This window comes from Marivirga sp. (genome assembly GCF_051117495.1).
Classification (GTDB): domain Bacteria; phylum Bacteroidota; class Bacteroidia; order Cytophagales; family Cyclobacteriaceae; genus Marivirga.
In genome coordinates, this window is the sequence record NZ_JBNPEF010000018.1 from 38,803 (window position 1) to 57,083 (window position 18,281).

The following is an 18,281-nucleotide window of genomic DNA, read 5'->3' on the forward strand; positions in this document are numbered from 1 at the left end:
ATTATGTCAACATTTAAAGCCTACTTTTTAGAAGGACTTGATCACATACTGGACATTAACGGATACGATCACATTTTATTCGTTTTAGCATTAGCAGCCATTTATTTAATGCGCGACTGGAAAAAGGTTTTAATTTTAATCACCGCTTTCACAATCGGTCATTCCATTACTTTGGCATTATCTACATTAAATTATGTAGTGATTAAACCAGAGTTGATTGAATTTTTGATTCCTGTTACAATCTTTATTACTGCTTTTGCAAACCTTTTCAAAAAAGAAAGGGATTTAAAAAGTACTGGAAAGATGCAATTGAATTATATTTTTGCTTTGCTTTTTGGTTTGATTCATGGATTAGGATTTAGCAATTATCTTAAAGCCATTTTAGGCAAAAACAGTTCGATTGTAATGGAGTTATTGGCCTTTAACATAGGATTAGAAATAGGGCAAATCATCATAGTGCTGGTGTTCTTAGTTTTATCTTTTATCTTTATTGACCTTTTTGGTATGAAAAGAAGAGATTGGGTGCTGATTGTTTCCAGCGCCATAGCGGGTATAGCCGTAACAATTATGATGGAAACAAAATTTTGGTAAGTAGTACAATAAATTAAAATCAATATGAAAAGAATATTTACCGCCTTTATGGCACTTTTTACTTTTGCAGCAACTGCTCAAGAGTACAAAAACCAAGGCAAATTCGAGCAATTGGATTATATGCTAAGGTCACCGAATGTTTATAGAACAGCATCAGGTGCACCAGGACACATGTATTGGCAACAAAAAGCCGATTACAAAATTGATGTAACCTTGGATGAAGGAAAGAATCAAATCATAGGTTCTGAAACCATCACTTACACCAACAATTCACCAGATCAATTAACTTATTTATGGGTACAGTTGGATCAGAATATGCGTGCAAAAAACAGCATGACTTATGATGTAGCTGAAACAAGTGTTCCTGAAAGAGCAAGCGAAGGACAGATTGATCGTATGATGGGATACCCTGATTATGATGGTGGTCACAAAATTCAAAAATTGGTAGATGCTGAGGGTAATGATATGAATTACACCATCAATAATACCATGATGAGAATTGATTTAGATGAGCCTTTGAAAGCAGGTGAAGAAATTTCTTTCTCAATAGATTGGTACTACAACATCAACGACAGAGCCAGAATGGGCGGACGCGGTGGATTTGACCACTTTGAAGATGATGATAATACCGTTTATACCATCACACAATGGTTCCCTAGAATGGCAGTTTACAATGATTTTGAAGGATGGCAAAACAAACAATTCATCGGAAGCGGTGAGTTTGCATTGCCTTTCGGAGATTATGAAGTGAATATCACCGTTCCAGAAGATCACATTGTAGCTTCAACAGGTGAACTACAAAATGCAGATGAAGTATTAACTGAAGATCAATTGGAGAGATGGGAGAAATCAAAAACTGCTGATGATCCTGTTTTAATCGTAACCAAAAAAGAAGCTGAGAAAGCGGAAAAAAGCAAAGCTTCAGGCACTAAGACCTGGACTTACCATGCGGAAAATGTTCGTGATTTTGCATTCGGTTCTTCTCGTAAATTTATTTGGGATGCAATGGGCGTTGATATTGAAGGCAAAACCGTTATGGCAATGTCTTATTTCCCAAAAGAAGCTTGGGGATTATGGGATAAATATTCTACACGAGTTGTAGCGCACACATTGGAAGTTTATTCTAGAATGACTATTCCTTATCCTTATCCAGTAGCCATATCAGTGGAAGCTGCAAACGGTATGGAATATCCTATGATCTGCTTCAACTACGGAAGACCAGCTCCAGATGGTACTTATTCTGCCAGAACGAAATACGGAATGATTGGGGTAATTATTCATGAAGTGGGGCACAACTTCTTCCCAATGATTGTAAACTCTGATGAGCGTCAATGGACTTGGATGGACGAAGGCTTGAACAGCTTTGTGCAATTTGTCGCAGAACAAGAATGGGAACCGAATTACCCAAGCCGAAGAGGCCCGGCAGGAAATATTGTTTCTTACATGAAAGGAGACAAAGACAATATCCGTCCAATTATGACCAATTCAGAAAATATTATTCAGTTTGGAAATAATGCTTATGGAAAACCCGCGACAGCTCTAAATATTTTAAGAGAAACTGTAATGGGTAGAGACCTTTTTGATAAAGCATTCAAAACTTTCTCTGAAAGATGGGCATTCAAACACCCTACACCAACTGACTTTTTCCGCACTATGGAAGATGCATCAGCAGTTGATTTAGATTGGTTCTGGAGAGGTTGGTTCTATTCAGTTGATCATGTGGATATTGCAATTGAAGATGTGGAATGGTACAAATTGGATTCTAAAAATCCTGATGTAGAAAACAAAATCAGAAAAGAAAGAGCAGAAGAAGGTAGCTACCATGTAACTCCTGATAAAAACAAAAAAGAAGGTGTTAAAACAGTAGTAGAAAAACATCCTGAATTGAAGGATTTTTATAATAGCTATGATCCTTTTGAAGTTGATAGTGATGACAGAAAGGCTTATAAAACTTTCAGAGCTTCTTTGACCGATAAAGAAGAAGCATTATTAGATGGTGGCTATAACTTCTATGAAGTTCAGTATGAAAATAAAGGTGGCTTAGTGATGCCAATTATCATTGAAGCTACTTATGCTGATGGAAGTAAAGAAACTTTTAAATATCCAGCAGAAATATGGAGAAAAAGAGAAAATACTGCCACTAAAGTAATTATTTCTAAAAAAGAAATTGTTCAGTTTCAGGTGGATCCTAAAAGAGAAACAGCTGATGTAGATGAAGAAAACAACTACTGGCCACCAAGAAACATTCCTAACAAATTTGAATTATATCAAAGAAGGAATTCTACTCCAAGAGGTCAATCTCCTGCAGATAATGAAATGAGCAGAAATAGGTAAACTTTATTGATATTAATTAAAAAAGGCAGGGAAAATTCCTGCCTTTTTTGTTTTAACTGTGTTTCGATTAATTGCAGCCGAAATGTCACAAAAGGTTTTATAAAGGATGTAAAAATTGTGTTGAGGTAACTATAAATTTTATAAAATAAAAAAAGCTACCCAATTTCATCGAGTAGCTTTCCAATTTTAAAAATTTTCAATTAATATCTGTAATATTCTGGTTTGAAAGGCCCTTCAACCTCAACACCAATATAATCAGCTTGGTCTTTGCTCAAAGTATCCAATTCAACTCCAATTTTAGCCAAATGCAATGCTGCCACTTTTTCATCTAAGTGCTTAGGCAACATATAAACTGCATTTTCATAATTGTCTTTGCGAGTCCACAATTCAATTTGTGCTAAAACTTGATTTGTAAATGAATTCGACATCACAAAAGATGGGTGCCCAGTAGCACAACCTAAATTCACTAATCTACCTTCAGCTAATAAAATGATTTGCTTTCCGTTTTTCATGGTGATCAAATCTACTTGAGGCTTAATGTTGTCCCACTCAGCATTTTTGTGCAACCAATCTACGTCAATCTCATTATCGAAGTGACCAATGTTACAAACAATGGCTTTATCCTTCATGGCTTCAAATAAATCGGAAGTAATGATATCTTTATTTCCAGTGGCTGTCACAATGATATCCGCTTCTTGAACTGCTTTTTTCATTGGCTTCACTTCAAATCCATCCATTGCTGCTTGAAGTGCACAAATTGGATCAATTTCAGTAACGATAACCCTTACACCTGCACCTCTTAATGAAGCAGCTGATCCTTTTCCTACATCTCCGTAGCCACCTACAACAGCTACTTTACCAGCCATCATTACATCAGTAGCTCTTCTGATTGCATCCACCAATGATTCCTTACAACCATATTTGTTATCAAATTTAGATTTAGTAACAGAATCGTTCACATTGATAGCAGGCATTGGTAAAGTGCCTTTTTTCATACGCTCATATAATCTATGAACTCCAGTAGTAGTTTCTTCAGAAAGACCATTGATTCCTTCAGCTAATTCAGGATAGTTATCCAAAACCATATTGGTCAAGTCACCACCATCATCCAAAATCATATTTAATGGTTTTTTATCCTCTCCAAAGAAAAGCGTTTGCTCAATACACCAGTTGAACTCTTCTTCCGTCATGCCCTTCCAAGCATATACTGGAATTCCAGCAGCAGCAATTGCCGCAGCCGCCTGATCTTGAGTGGAAAATATATTACAAGAACTCCATGTTACTTCAGCACCTAATGCCACTAAAGTCTCAATTAATACAGCCGTTTGGATGGTCATGTGTAAACATCCGGCAATTCTAGCACCTTTTAACGGCTGATCTTTTCCGTATTCTTCTCTTAACGCCATCAATCCAGGCATTTCAGCCTCTGCAAGCGTGATCTCTTTTCTTCCCCAAGCAGCTAGGGAAATGTCTTTAACTTTGTAATTCTGTGTATCTATCATCTTAACTTATTTTCTTCTTATGATTTGCTTTTAGCAACACAAAATTACCACATTAGTTTTAATAAATAAAGAGACTAAGAATTTATTGGATAAAAACCTTAATGATTTGATAGTAAGCGGACTTCTTTGAACTGATATTGTTTATGAACCCCGCTTTCATCTTCGATTTCCAGAAGCCCATCAGGATGGACTTTACGAATAATTCCGTTGAATTTACCAATTCCATCTTCATAAAAAGCTACTTTATCCTTTAGATATAAATTTGCTTCATAAAGCTCATGAATCAATCGATAATCCCCTCCTCTTAAAATCAAATAATAATGCTCAAGTCTTTGGGCAATTTCTAATAAAATATTATTTAAATTCCATTTAGTTTGAGTATTTAAAGTCAATGAAGTAGCTGAGCTTAATAAATTATTTTTTTGGTTTACATTTAATCCAATTCCAATGATACTTTCAGAAATAGCATTTTGGCCAATAGAGTTTTCAATTAAAATACCTGCTATTTTTTTCTTGTTTAAAATTAGATCATTTGGCCATTTTACAAATGATTTAGCATTAGGTACCAATTTCTTCAAAACGTCCAAAAGCGCTAAAGAAACCATTCTATTCAGCTCAAATTGTTGGGAGGGTTTCAAAAATTTGGGTTTAAGAAAAACAGAAAAGGTTAAATTTTCTCCTTCGGGTGAATTCCAAACATTCCCTCTTTGTCCTTTCCCTTTTGTTTGGTGTTTTGTAATGATAATTGCACCTTCGTGAAGTTGATTATTGGCAGACATTTGTGCCATCAAATCATTGGTAGAATGACAGCTTGGCAGAGAAACAACTTGTTTCCCTATAAATAAGGTATTGGCAAAGATTTTATGCAATATTATTTATTAAATTTACAGCAAATAAACATCTTTGATTTGAAACCAAAAAATAATTAATGAATTCAGAGGCTTTAAGTAACTTAGTGGTGCAAGGAATGCAGGAGAGAAAAGCTCATGACATCACCATAATTGATTTATCGGATGTAAAAAACGCAGTAGCTGATTTCTTTGTATTATGTTCAGCAACATCCGATACCCAAGCAGATTCAATTTCTGAATCTATTGAAAAATTTGTCTTTAAGGAAACAAAGGAATCACCTTGGAAGTCGGAAGGAAAAAACAACCGAGAATGGATTCTCATTGATTTTGTGAATGTAGTCGCCCACGTTTTCAAAAAAGATAAAAGAGAGCATTATAACCTTGAAAACCTGTGGGGCGATGCTAAAATAATAGAGGTTGAAAGCGTTTAAAAAATTATCATAAACATAATGCTAAATGCTAACGTTATGCTAGCAGCATTGTAATAGTAAAAAGTAATGGCAGAAACACCAAAAGATAACAAAAGAAAAAAAATCATACCTAAGCCACCTCAAAAGCCTAATTACCAGATATGGGTAATTATTATTTTGATTTCAGTGGTATTTGGTATCTCCATGTTTAGTGGCAGCAGCAATGCCATTAAAATATCTGAAAAGAGATTCGAAAGAATGTACTTAAGCAATGACGTTAAAAAAGTGTTATTGCTTAAGAATCAAGGAGTAGTAGAAGTCTTTCTTAAAGAAGAAGCACTTCAAAATTCAAAATATATTCAAGAATTAGAAAATAGTAATCCTTGGAATTATCAACAAGGTCCTCACTATTCATTTGAAATTCCTAGTTTAGATATTTTTGACAAGAATTTCACTGAGCTTGAAAGCCAAGTGCCTGAAGGCGACAGAATAGGCTACGAGGTAGAAGAAAGAACTCAATGGTCAGAGATGTTTTGGAGCTATGGCTTCTTAATATTCCTTTTATTCGGGGTTTGGTTCTTGATGAGAAGGATGTCTGGGCAAGGAGGCCCTGGTGGTCAAATTTTCAATATCGGTAAATCTAAAGCAGCATTATTTGATGCGGAAAATAAAGTTAAAATCACTTTTAAAGATGTTGCTGGATTAGATGAGGCCAAAGAAGAGGTTGCTGAAATCGTAGAATTCTTGAAAAACCCTTCAAAATTTACCACTCTTGGGGGTAAAATACCAAAAGGAGCATTGCTAGTAGGCCCTCCAGGCACTGGTAAAACCTTATTGGCGAAAGCAGTAGCCGGAGAAGCAGAAGTACCATTCTTCTCTTTGTCAGGATCCGATTTCGTTGAAATGTTCGTGGGTGTTGGTGCAGCTCGAGTAAGAGATTTATTTAAGCAAGCAAAAGAGAAAGCTCCTTGTATTGTATTTATTGATGAAATTGATGCAATCGGTCGCTCAAGAGGTGGCGGAAGAATGCCAGGCTCAAATGATGAAAGGGAAAACACCTTAAATTCACTATTAGTGGAAATGGATGGTTTCTCCACTGATTCTGGTGTTATCATATTAGCTGCAACCAATCGCCCTGATGTACTGGATTCAGCTTTAATGCGTCCAGGAAGATTTGATAGACAAGTTAGTATTGACAAACCGGATATCATAGGAAGGGAAGCTATTTTTAAAGTTCACTTAGGCCCTTTAAAAGTTAGCAAGGAATTGGATGCTAAAAAATTAGCCGCTCAAACACCGGGATTTGCCGGTGCTGAAATTGCCAATGTTTGTAATGAAGCCGCTTTAATTGCTGCCAGAAGGAATAAAAAGGCAGTGGATATGGATGACTTCCAAGATGCTATTGATAGGGTGATAGGTGGTCTAGAGAAGAAAAATAAAATCATATCACCAGAAGAGAAGAAAATTGTGGCCTACCATGAAGCTGGGCATGCGGTTGCAGGATGGTTCCTAGAACATGCAGATCCTTTGGTTAAAGTAAGCATTGTTCCTAGAGGAATTGCCGCTTTGGGTTATGCACAGTATTTACCAAAAGAACAGTTTTTACATCAAACAGAGCAACTATTTGATGAAATGTGCATGGCACTCGGTGGACGTGCCGCTGAGGAAATTGTTTTTGGTAAAATTTCTACTGGTGCATTAAGCGATTTAGAAAGAATTACCAAAATGGCTTACAGCATGGTAAGTGTTTACGGTATGAATGAAAAGATTGGTAATGTATCTTTCTATGATTCCAAAGATGGTGGTGATTACAAATTCACAAAACCATATTCTGAAGATACTGCAAAAGTGATTGATGAAGAGGTTAATAAACTAATTGCAAAAGCTTATGCAACCACTAAAAAGCTCTTAACAGAAAAAAGAGATAAGTTGGAGATTTTAGCTCAACAACTGCTTGAGAAGGAAATTATATTCCAATCTGATTTAGAGAAATTAATTGGTAAAAGACCATTTGAACAGCAGACAACTTATGAAGCTTATACAAATGGTAAAAAGCAAGAAAAATTAGAGAAGGAAAAGAAAGCAGAAGAAAGTAAAAAAGCAAAAGATAAAAAGGATGAATCATTAGCTGAGGAGACTACTTCTCAAGCTTCTGACTCTTCAAAATCCGAAGATCAAAAAGAGGATAATTAATCCTCAATAATCATAAATTTAATAGCTCTGCATTATTTGTGGAGCTATTTTTTTGTGCTAGCCATTTTTAATTTTTCCTCAAGACGATCACTAATCATTAACGGGATAGCCTCAGTTTGAATAATCTCGCCTTCATTGTCCATTATAAGATAAAAAGGCAAATCCCTTATTTTGAATTCCTTTTTATATTTACTTTTCCTAAATGCATTAGATTGCTCAGGCATTAAGTGATATCCCCCTACTCTATTCTGGTAAATAAAAGATTTAGATTTTTCAGGGGTTTCGTATGCATCTATACAGATATGCACAAAATTATATTTCGTATTATAATCGCGTTTTAAATCCGCCAATAAATTAAATTCAGTAGCCATATCCTTGTTCCAAATTGACCAAAAGACCAGTACTGTTTGCTTTTGAGATGAATCTCGTGCAACATAGCCTTCCATGGCCCCATCTATGTCAATGCCAAAAATAAAATCAATATTAGAATTGAATGAAGTTTCCTTTATTTTTTGATTTTGGATGAGTGACTGAGCTAATTTTATTTCCCTGTTACTTAAGTCTTTTCTGAACAATTGATAATTCTCTTCCAATTCTAATAAAGGCAATCCTTTTCTGAAAAAATGATGAAATACTAACAATCTTGATTCAGGATTTTGAAAATCATCCTCGATTTTAGATTTCATTTCCATTTTCGTCAATCCCTTAAAGGCATTGGTATGGAAATATTGATAATATAATTTATACATCAATTGCCAGTAAAGGGCATAGGCAGGTGAAAAATAAATCAGTCCTTCTTCAAACTGTTGAGTGAAATATTCAATGGAAAAATTAAATAAACGCTTAGCAGAACGGTGATCCCAGACAATTACTTTATGATCGATTTCAGCACTATAGGTATCATCAGTTGTGGCTAATTTATTTAAACTATCCAAAGCAAGAGCGTAATAAACATCTATTGCGTTGATTTTTTCCAAATCAGAATTAGGAGTATTTAATTCCCCAGATTGCCACTGATCAATTGACACTATTACTATATTATCTTCCTCCATTTCAGGATTTGAGACTTCTATCTCAAAATCCGTATTTGTATCTTTAATCCATAAATAATATTTTGAATTATTTAAAGTCAGTAAATAAAAATGAAAGTCACTTTCGCTTAAATGATATCTAGTGGAGTTAGAATATGCAAACTCTGGAGAAAAGCTTAATAATTGAGGATATACAGCATCTTGAAGCTTGACTTTTACATTTTCCCCATGATTGAAAGTGATGGAACCTGCATAGCCATTTATTGAAACTAAAAGAAATAATAATATGCTAATCAAAAGCCGAACCTTCATAATATTTATAATATTTTAAGCAAAAATATAAATATTAGCCAATAACAGAGAAGTTATGAGGATTTTATTTGAAATTCAGGTATTTACAGATTTAAACAGTTTTTTATAAATGGGTTTTCGGTATGCAAATTGAAGCCATAAAACTGGGTACATTATAAAGTCCATTAAAATAAATGGGGATTTGAAATTAATATCATCAATAATATAAGAATTGCCATCATCGATTTTTGAAACAATATGATGGTGTTTCCAAGATTTTAAAAAGAAAGGTAATTGAGTTCCTTCATCGATAAATTCAAAAATTGAATCAGAGGTTTTGTCAAATGTGATTTTACTTATCCAGTTTTGTTTAAATAATATAAAATTTAGTTCTAGATGAACTTTATCACCTGTTTCACAACCTCCAAACTCTTTTAGCTCAACAGGTGGAAAAGGAGGATTCAACGATAAAAACAGTTTTTCATCAAATCCTTCTTTTACAGATAAAAAATTTTGATTGACTTTGGTTTTAAGTTTTAAGTGCATGAAGTCAAAATCAAATTAGACGGTAAATGTTTGAATTTATTCTGTATATTTTGAGCCGTAAGTGTGGGTGATCACCTCATCGGATGCAAACCTTAGTTCAAAAATTTTATCATACTCATTTTCATGAATTTCTTCCTGGGGCTTTTTAAATCCCAATGCCTCAATTTGTTCAAGGATTGTATTACTATGGCCGATTACTAAAATAGTATCCACTTTCATTTCTTTCAATTGTGTTGCAAAATCTGCTGGTTTATAAATAGAGATTTCCAGATTTTTACGCTCCGCCACAGGCTTGGCTGTTTCTCGTGTTCTTGCATAGTCAGTAGAAAAAATTGAGTCTATCTGGATGTCTTTGAACCAACTAGCTAAATCAACAGACCTAATAACACCATCAGTAGTGAGTGGTGGGTCATTTTTTGGTACTACATCCTTTTCAGCATGACGTACCATATAAATTACCTTTTTTTCATTTTCATTTTTACAGGCTACTGCCAAAAAGCCAAATAAAACAATTGCAATAATAATTCTCATCAATTTTTTGTTTAAAATTTATACTTTAGGGAATGCCACTATGAATTTAGCACCCTTTCCTAATTCACTTTCACACCAAACACTACCGTTCATTTCCTCTACATATTTTTTAACTATGGATAAACCAAGTCCTGTAGAGGTTTCATCACCTGTTGGTTTAGCTGACAGAGTCATATATTTTGAAAATAACTTAATTTTATCTTTTTCGGAGATTCCAGGCCCTTCATCCTTAACAAAAATATGATGGTACTCATGATGAGTTTCAGTCCCAATAAAAACCTTGCTCCCCAATGGAGAAAATTTCAACGCATTACTGATTAAATTTTCAAAAACTTGCTTTAAAAAAAACGGATCGATCATGGCAGTTTTCCCATATAGGACTTTAGAAGTGTCTATAGAAATATTTTTCGACTCAGCCTTTTCTTTAAATATAGATACAGTTTCCATTAATATATTCGCTATATCGACTGTATTTACCTTATAATTAAGACTTCTTTTTTGAATAGACTCCAAATCTAGAATACGTTCAACCAATTCCTTTAAATGAAGATTGGAATTCTCAAGTTTTTCAAAAATTTCCACTTCATCCTTATCCCACTTTTCGCTTTTGAAACCCAAAATTGTTATTAATCCATTCATTTGATTGATCGGACTTTTTAAATCATGGGCTACAATTCCGATTAAATCATCTTTCTGTTTATTAATATCTGTTAATTCCTTATTCTTCTTCTGCAAGAGTTGTCTTTGATGTGATAATTCATCCTTGCTTCTATTTAATTCAGACAACAATTCTTCCAATTGTTCACTTTTCTCTGTTAATAGTACATTGTCCCTTTCTCTTATCCGATTAGATCTAATCAATAAAAATACAATTATAATAACAAATATCAATCCGATGCTTACCGATATAATGATAGTCCATTGCAATTCCTTTTGCTTTTCCGAAGCCATCAAACTCTGGCTTTGAATCTCTTTCTCTTTATTTAAAAAAGCAATTTCATCTGCCCTGTCTGTAATATTATCTCCTGCCAGTCCCCAAATCAGTTCAGAATAATCATTCCCAAGATATCTTCTAATAATTTTATCAGCTTCCGCTCGGTAAAGATAACTTTCGAAATAGTTTTTAACCGGTTTATCCAGTCCATTACCTAATTGGTAAATAAATCTATAACCATCTCTTTTTACTTGAAAATTACTATGCCTTTTAACAGGATTGCCTTTTGCTATTTCGATAACGTAAAAGGGCAAGCCAACATAGCCCACCATCTCCTTATTTCTGCTTACCAAACGAATTATATCCTCATCATTTGGAACATCAACATAGTTTAAATTTAAATCATATAAATTGCTTAGCTTATCCAAATCATGTTTATAGGTGGTACTGGACATGGTAGCGGCCTCGTAACCGTCAATATTGGTCTTTAATGAAATTCCGTCATCTAAATATGGAACTGAAAGATGTGTAATAAAAACACTTACATCCGGCATATAGGAGTAAGAAAAACCAACTAATTTTGAACGTTCTTTTGTTTTTGATATTACGGATAGGCCAAATGCTGGAATTTTTGATTTATTGACATATTCAAAAACTGAATCGAAGGTGGGTACTTGCTCCCATTCCACAAAAAGTTTAACCGAATACTTCTTTTCTATAAAACGTAGAAAGGAATCCATGATTTCTTTTTCTATCCCCAACAAATTCCCGATTTCATCTTGGTATATAAAAGGTTCAATGGGGTAATAATAGACTTTAACTTTCCCTGAACCTTCCTCAAGAATTTGTTGAAAGGATTGCGCACTTACATTTAAAGTGCCCATACAAAAGATGAATGATATGATGATGATTTTTTTCAAGCTATAAAAGCATTTCAATTCTTAAAATAAGCAGAAAGCTACCATTTAAAAAAATAATTGACCTATTATGGAGCATATTTCCATATAAGTGCTCTAGCAAGAAACTAAATTTTTATTAAAATTACTTAGTGGAGTTTAACAAAATGGTACAGTCAATTTCAAATATGAATTTTAAAGGCTTTCGTTAATCTTTCATCGGAAATGACCTGATAAATATTAGTTGGGAATGAATTTAATCCTTGTTTTGAAAGTCTCCTCTTTTTATGGCTCTGAATATTTCAACCCAAGACATTGGATTAAGGAGTGGGTTAATTCTAACAGAATTTCTAGTCTGATCATAAAAAGCTTGTTGTTGGACAAACCAACGGTGGTTCATTGATCCGTCTGCAGGCAATGACTTATACATTTCCTGCAAAGTTGCAGGGTCAAGATTTCTATTCATATTGTCATAATCATCAGGTAATCTAACTGCGAGAAGGGCTTTTTTAAAAGCTTCAGCCGTTGGAGGCATGTTGTAAACCTGAACCTCATTTAACATCTCAGTATCAGATTCAAGTTTGAAAATAACTTTTAAAGTAGATGTTTTTATTTTTGGTATGACATAAGTAGCCTTTTTGAAACCCACAGCACTAATCACTAAACTATCCCCTTCCAAGGCAGGCATTGAAAAAAATCCATATTGGTTTGTAGATGTACCTCTACCAAATACAGGAGTATAAATATGAACACCCGGAATACTGGCACTATCTTCATCTAATACGACACCAGTGAATTGAATCACCTTTTCCTCTTCAGTTTCTTCCTGAGAAAAGGAAAGAAAAGGAATCGCTACTAAACAAAATAATAATATGGTTTTATTAATCTTCATTCAACACAAATATAATAGATTAAAGCGAATTCTTGAAATATATATTGAAGTGCTGTTAAACAACTCCATTTTTGACACTTAAAACTAAAACAGTAACGTATTAGTTAAGCTATAGTTATAAGAATGATAATTATTAAATAGATGCAATAGTTCATGATTCCTTTATTACTTTTACCGTGACAATGACTTAAGTATTATGAGGCTTAAAAATTTTACTTTAAATTTCAGCGTACAATTTTACAAATGTCTGTCGGACGATTCTCGATTAAGGGTGCTGTTTTTAGTACACCAAAATCAGGAAATGTGTATATCTGATTTAGAGTTAATTTTAGATTTTACACAGGCCAAAACTTCACGACACCTATCTTATTTAAAAAATAATGGCGTTTTGAATTCCAAAAAAGTTGACCAATGGGTGTTTTATTATGTAAAAGAAGAAGTAAAGGACTTATTGGCGCAAACCTTAAAATTTGTAGAAAAAGACCAACAATTACAAAAAGATTTAGAAACCTTTAAAGTGATGTATTCGAATAGGACGCTTGCTTTAAACAAACTACACAGCAAAAAATGGGCGAAATAAAATCATATAAACATATATTTTTTGATTTAGATCACACACTTTGGGATTATGAAAAAAATTCAAATGAAGCCTTAGGTGAATTATTCCTAAAGTATCAACTCAACAAACTGGGAATCGACAGTTGCGATCATTTCAATATTTGTTTTGAAAAAGTCAATCAATCACTTTGGAGCGATTTCAATAAGAATAAAATTTCCAGGGACACCATTAGAGAACAAAGGTTTTTAAGAATATTAAGTCAATTTAAAATTGATGACAGGAAATTAAGTGATCAATTATCTGATGAGTATTTGATGCTTTGCCCCAAAAAACCACATCTAATGCCTTACACATTTGAAGTACTTGATTACCTAAAAGATCATTATCAATTACATATTTTAACTAATGGTTTCAATGATGTTCAGAAATTAAAACTGGAAAAATCCAGATTACATTCGTATTTTTCAACGGTAGTCACCTCTGATAGTGCGGGTTATAAAAAACCGATGTCATCAATCTTTAAATTTGCCATAGATAAAGCAGAAGCAAGGAAAAATGAAAGCATTATGATTGGAGATAATCTTCAAACCGACATTATGGGAGCTAGAAATTTCGGAATGGATACTGTTTATTTTAATCCTAAAAAAGAAAAGCATAATTCAAGTGTTACGCACGAAATAGACTGTTTGAGCAAGTTGAAAACTATATTTTAGGTATTATTCTAATACAGCAAACGGATTAATTTATTTACCGTATTAAAATATTGTTAAATTACAATTGGAATAATAATTGCTAGTATAATTCTGACTATTAAAATTTGGTGTATTTCTATAAAAACTAATCAACATGCAGAAGATATCCCTTACTTTTTTCCTTTCCCTTTTATTAACCATACAAGTCACTGCTCAAGAAAAAAAACAACCTAAAGATTCTGCATTTGGTATAGGAGCGGAAGCAATCATTTTACTTGATAGTGGACAGAGCATCTACAATGAAGATTTTGAACTCATTTTTACTCATACCACAAAAATTGAAATTTTAAAGGAAGAAGGTCTTAGCTGGGCAAATGTAATGATTCCATATAGTGAAAGTGATTCATTACTATATATTAAAGGACACACCTATAATCTTGATGAAAATGATTCCTTGATAATAGATAGTTTAAATTCTGCCAACATTAAAAAAGAGGTGAATAATGGTATAGTGGAAAATTACTTCTCTTTACCCAATGCCAAAGTTGGAAGTGTAATTGAATATACTTACCAAATAAAAATTGCTGATTGGAAAGAATTAAATACATGGTATTTTCAAAACGACATACCGGTTGTAAAATCAATTTACACCACTGAAGTACCCAATTATTTACTTTTTTATAAGTATTTGGAAGGGTCGTTAAATTTAGATGACTTTAACAGAAAGACTGTTAAAAAGATGATCAAAGACAAACAAACAGATGTCTTGATTGAAGACTTTAAGATGGATAGTATTCCGGCTTACATTGAAGAAGCTGATGTCCCGGGATATGATTATTTTGTATCAAAATTGAAATTTAAATTGGCGGAATATACACTTCCAAAAAAATCGAGTGAATTTTTATTACCACAGAATTATGAAGAATTAGCCTATAATTGGGCAGGTGCCCCATTCTTTAAGGACGTTTACACCCGTAGTAGCTATTTACAAAAGGAAATTGACCGTATTTACCATCCTGAATTATTCAAAATGGATGTTATAAAAGGCTTTTATTTCTTTGTCAGGAATAACTTTAATATTGATTTATCCTACGGTGAGAAAAGTTTAGAGGAAGCTTATAAGGCAAGAAAAGGCACTCCTCAGCAAATCAATATGATATTGACTAAGATGTTAAACCAATCCGGATTAGATGCCTATTTAGTTGCTTTAAGCACGATTTCCAATCGGCCTACTTACCCGGACAATCCATATTTCGAATTGTTTGACTCCTATGTAAGTATGGTCAGGTATAATGGTAACAATTACTTTATGGACGCATCAGACAAGAATTTATTATTCAATATGCTTCCACCGGATTATGTTAATAACGGAGGATTAGTCATTTCTCAAAATGCTCCAGGATTTGTTCCACTTAGCTTTAATCATGAAGATAAGGAGATGGTTACGGGTGAATTTGTGGTTTCTGATACCGCCACTATTCAAGGTATATATGAAGTTAAAAGAGAGGGTTATGCGGTCTATAATTTTGATTCCCGTTTTTTAAGCAATTTTAGAACCTATAATGATTACCTTATTGAAACCATATTTGAAAATATGGATTGGGATATTGAAAAGCATGAGGTTAATGACGGTTTTGATGAATCTAAATTTATAAAAGAGTATTTATCATTTGTTAGACCTGCAGATTCGACTGCTAAAAATTATATGGAAATTCAGCCTATAATTTTTAATGAATTTCCTGAAAATCCACTTCAAGCTGAAAAAAGACAAAATCCATTGACCTTATACACTCCTTTAATTAGAAAAGCTAGTTATTCTTATACCATACCCGAAGGCTGGACAGTGGTTGATTTCCCGACTGACAAAAATATATCAATGGAAGACGGAAAAGGAAAGTTTATGTATCAATACAAAAAGATAGGAGATACATTGAAAATTGAATACACTATTGATTATGATCAAGTGATTTATATGCCTGATGAATACCCCATGATTAAATCTTTCATGCAGGAAATAACGGATGCCTTAGCTCAAAAAATTGTGCTGATTCGTTAAATTATTATGCTCCTTAAGGTAAGTTAAACTCACTGCAACCACTTCCCCCATGGTCTTGCAATTTCTAAATTCATTATGTTTGTAGTGGTCAGCTAATTCCTCCTTAAGATTTGCCAAATTTTCGGGAGTTGTTAATTTATCCTTTCTCATAGCTTTCATCAATTCTTTGAGGTTATGATCAGATGCTTTCATCCTGTTTACAATTAAGGAACGTTCCTCTTTTTGATATTGCTTTACAGTGGCAGGCGTCATTAATTCCAGGCCTAGTTCAATAATGGGATTATTTTGCTTAAAATATTGAGGCATGTAAACTGCCTTTCTTCCTTCATACGATTGCTGATCGAAATCAATGGACTTAATTCTGTAATGGATTTCTTCAAAATCAGGTGTAATGTCAATCACAAAATTGCTGGAATGCATATCTCCTAATAAGCGGACGAAACATCTTTCTGTGAATTTAACAAATTCCTTTGCTAACCTTATTTTATTAAGCTTCCCATCATTCATATAATTTCGGATAAACTGATCGCCCGGAATACCCGGAATATGCTCCTCAATTAAAGTTTCACCGTTTACTATATAGCTCATTCTATTAGGAGATAACAAATGCTCCAATTCCAAACCGTAAATTCTAGAGGCATCGGCTTTTTTAATGTAGAAATAATCAAAATTATCATTAATTTGATTGACAATTCTTACCCGAAAAGGATAGGTATTTCCATAAGTACAAGCATCTACCCGGTCCACATAAAGATGTTCCATCACGGATAAATCACCATCTGCTTTTAGAATAGCATAAATATTTTTCAAGCCATAATAGATATGCTTCATGTCATCCTGAGGGAAAAACAAAGTTTCCCAAAGCGTGTCATTATCTTCGCTGTCATAAAGCGGAATGGCATTATTTGCCCTTGTTAAATCATCATATTTAATGGGAATATCCATTTGCCTACCGTGATTTCTCAGGTATTTCATCAAATGGTCGCTAACGGGAAATATTTTTTTCTTTTTACTGATTAAAGCCATTTTCGAATATAAAGCCTTTTCAGCAAAATTTTGTTATGCAGTCTTTTTTCGTAGGTTTATTTCCTCTGTTTCAATGCTGGCATCTTCATCTAAATTGATCTTTGCTATCTTTTTATGATTTGACTTAAAGCCTGAAGTGTCTGCATAATAAACTAATGACCAATTCCCATCATTATCCTCCGCAAGAGCGCTCATACTTTCAACCCAATCACCAGAATTCATATAAATCAAGCCATTTATTTCCTTTAACGCTGGTTGGTGTATATGTCCGCAGACGATGCCATCACAATCTTTGATTTTAGCAATTTCCACCAATTGCTTTTCGAAATCATCTATGTAAGAAACCGCAGATTTCACTTTTGTCTTCACCATCTGGCTGAGTGAATAATAAGGCAGACCTTTTCTTCTTCTATATTGATTGTATTGAGAATTGACCCACAGTAAAAATGTATATCCTACATCACCCAACTTAGCTACCCATTTAAGATTAGTAGTGATGGAATCGAAAATATCCCCATGAACCACATAGAATTTTTTACCATTACTTTCAATCATTATGTCACGGGTAATAGTCAAATTACCTACTTTGAACGGAAGCACTTGATCTAAAAAATCATCATGGTTTCCCCTTAAATAAATCACTTCGGTTTTATACTCCTCTATCATTTTCAGGATTCTATTGAAAAAACGGGTATGTTTCCTTTTCCAGGTTCCGTATTTTTTGAGTTGCCACCCATCAATAATATCTCCATTAAGTATTAATCTATCGCAACTGCATTGTTTTAGAAATTTGACAAGCTCCTTTGCTTTGGATCCTTTTGTGCCAAGATGCACATCAGATATGACTAAAGTTTTGTAGTGTGTTATCATGACCTTTGTTGGTTTCCTAAAGGTCATCATTGATTATTATTCCATGTTTATCTACCTGTTAAACAATTAAAAAGTA

At 33.6% G+C, this 18,281-nt stretch carries 16 protein-coding genes; 7 read left to right on the plus strand and 9 right to left on the minus strand.

Annotated elements, in window-relative coordinates; genetic code table 11:
* The first annotated feature begins 3 nt into the window (after window positions 1-3).
* Together ACFE0M_RS09935 and ACFE0M_RS09940 are read left to right on the plus strand one after the other, a co-directional pair.
* The gene (locus ACFE0M_RS09935; protein ID WP_434545606.1) at window positions 4-591 is read left to right on the plus strand and encodes a HupE/UreJ family protein; all 588 of its coding nucleotides are present in this window, start codon (window positions 4-6) and stop codon (window positions 589-591) included.
* Window positions 592-615: 24 nt separating this feature from the next.
* Window positions 616-2,925, plus strand: a complete 2,310-nt coding sequence (locus ACFE0M_RS09940; RefSeq protein ID WP_434545607.1) for a M1 family metallopeptidase — start codon at window positions 616-618, stop codon at window positions 2,923-2,925.
* Window positions 2,926-3,125: 200 nt separating this feature from the next.
* Here the strand turns inward: ACFE0M_RS09940 and ahcY are convergent, their stop codons facing one another.
* Window positions 3,126-4,427 (minus strand): adenosylhomocysteinase, encoded by a 1,302-nt coding sequence (gene ahcY / locus ACFE0M_RS09945; protein WP_434545608.1) that lies wholly within the window; start codon window positions 4,425-4,427, stop codon window positions 3,126-3,128.
* Between the two features lie 98 nt (window positions 4,428-4,525).
* Entirely contained in the window at window positions 4,526-5,296 is a 771-nt protein-coding gene (locus ACFE0M_RS09950; RefSeq protein WP_434545609.1) for a biotin--[acetyl-CoA-carboxylase] ligase, read from the minus strand.
* A 59-nt stretch (window positions 5,297-5,355) separates the two neighbouring features.
* Here ACFE0M_RS09950 and rsfS point away from each other — a divergent pair, with 59 nt between their 5' ends.
* Both rsfS and ftsH read left to right on the plus strand, forming a co-directional pair.
* Window positions 5,356-5,709: a ribosome silencing factor gene (rsfS, locus tag ACFE0M_RS09955; RefSeq protein ID WP_434545610.1), complete on the plus strand. Its 354-nt coding sequence runs from the start codon at window positions 5,356-5,358 to the stop codon at window positions 5,707-5,709.
* 66 nt (window positions 5,710-5,775) lie between these two features.
* Window positions 5,776-7,881, plus strand: a complete 2,106-nt coding sequence (gene ftsH / locus ACFE0M_RS09960) for an ATP-dependent zinc metalloprotease FtsH (protein ID WP_434545611.1) — start codon at window positions 5,776-5,778, stop codon at window positions 7,879-7,881.
* 44 nt (window positions 7,882-7,925) lie between these two features.
* Here ftsH and ACFE0M_RS09965 read toward each other — a convergent pair whose 3' ends face one another.
* The 5 genes from ACFE0M_RS09965 to ACFE0M_RS09985 form a co-directional block, all read right to left on the minus strand.
* Entirely contained in the window at window positions 7,926-9,224 is a 1,299-nt protein-coding gene (locus ACFE0M_RS09965; protein WP_434545612.1) for a thioredoxin-like domain-containing protein, read from the minus strand.
* 75 nt (window positions 9,225-9,299) lie between these two features.
* Complete coding sequence (locus ACFE0M_RS09970) at window positions 9,300-9,749, minus strand: SRPBCC family protein (RefSeq protein WP_434545613.1); 450 nt, start codon at window positions 9,747-9,749, stop codon at window positions 9,300-9,302.
* A gap of 36 nt (window positions 9,750-9,785) precedes the next feature.
* Window positions 9,786-10,280: a SixA phosphatase family protein gene (locus ACFE0M_RS09975; protein WP_434545614.1), complete on the minus strand. Its 495-nt coding sequence runs from the start codon at window positions 10,278-10,280 to the stop codon at window positions 9,786-9,788.
* Between the two features lie 18 nt (window positions 10,281-10,298).
* Window positions 10,299-12,098, minus strand: coding sequence for an ATP-binding protein (locus ACFE0M_RS09980; RefSeq protein ID WP_434545615.1), 1,800 nt, complete (start codon window positions 12,096-12,098; stop codon window positions 10,299-10,301).
* 268 nt (window positions 12,099-12,366) lie between these two features.
* Window positions 12,367-13,002 (minus strand): carboxypeptidase-like regulatory domain-containing protein, encoded by a 636-nt coding sequence (locus tag ACFE0M_RS09985; RefSeq protein ID WP_434545616.1) that lies wholly within the window; start codon window positions 13,000-13,002, stop codon window positions 12,367-12,369.
* A gap of 196 nt (window positions 13,003-13,198) precedes the next feature.
* Here ACFE0M_RS09985 and ACFE0M_RS09990 point away from each other — a divergent pair, with 196 nt between their 5' ends.
* The 3 genes from ACFE0M_RS09990 (at window position 13,199) to ACFE0M_RS10000 (ending at window position 16,309) form a co-directional block, all read left to right on the plus strand.
* Complete coding sequence (locus tag ACFE0M_RS09990; RefSeq protein WP_434545617.1) at window positions 13,199-13,582, plus strand: ArsR/SmtB family transcription factor; 384 nt, start codon at window positions 13,199-13,201, stop codon at window positions 13,580-13,582.
* Complete coding sequence (locus tag ACFE0M_RS09995; protein WP_434545618.1) at window positions 13,570-14,274, plus strand: YjjG family noncanonical pyrimidine nucleotidase; 705 nt, start codon at window positions 13,570-13,572, stop codon at window positions 14,272-14,274. Before ACFE0M_RS09990 ends, ACFE0M_RS09995 begins: the two co-directional genes overlap by 13 nt.
* 133 nt (window positions 14,275-14,407) lie before the next feature.
* A complete protein-coding gene (locus ACFE0M_RS10000; RefSeq protein ID WP_434545619.1) occupies window positions 14,408-16,309 on the plus strand; it encodes a DUF3857 domain-containing protein in 1,902 nt (633 codons plus the stop codon).
* Here the strand turns inward: ACFE0M_RS10000 and ACFE0M_RS10005 are convergent.
* Together ACFE0M_RS10005 and ACFE0M_RS10010 are read right to left on the minus strand one after the other, a co-directional pair.
* Window positions 16,280-17,335: a hypothetical protein gene (locus ACFE0M_RS10005; RefSeq protein WP_434545620.1), complete on the minus strand. Its 1,056-nt coding sequence runs from the start codon at window positions 17,333-17,335 to the stop codon at window positions 16,280-16,282. The two genes, ACFE0M_RS10000 and ACFE0M_RS10005, sit on opposite strands and share 30 nt — an antisense overlap.
* A 33-nt stretch (window positions 17,336-17,368) precedes the next feature.
* Window positions 17,369-18,205 (minus strand): UDP-2,3-diacylglucosamine diphosphatase, encoded by an 837-nt coding sequence (locus ACFE0M_RS10010; RefSeq protein WP_434545621.1) that lies wholly within the window; start codon window positions 18,203-18,205, stop codon window positions 17,369-17,371.
* Window positions 18,206-18,281: the final 76 nt, after the last annotated feature.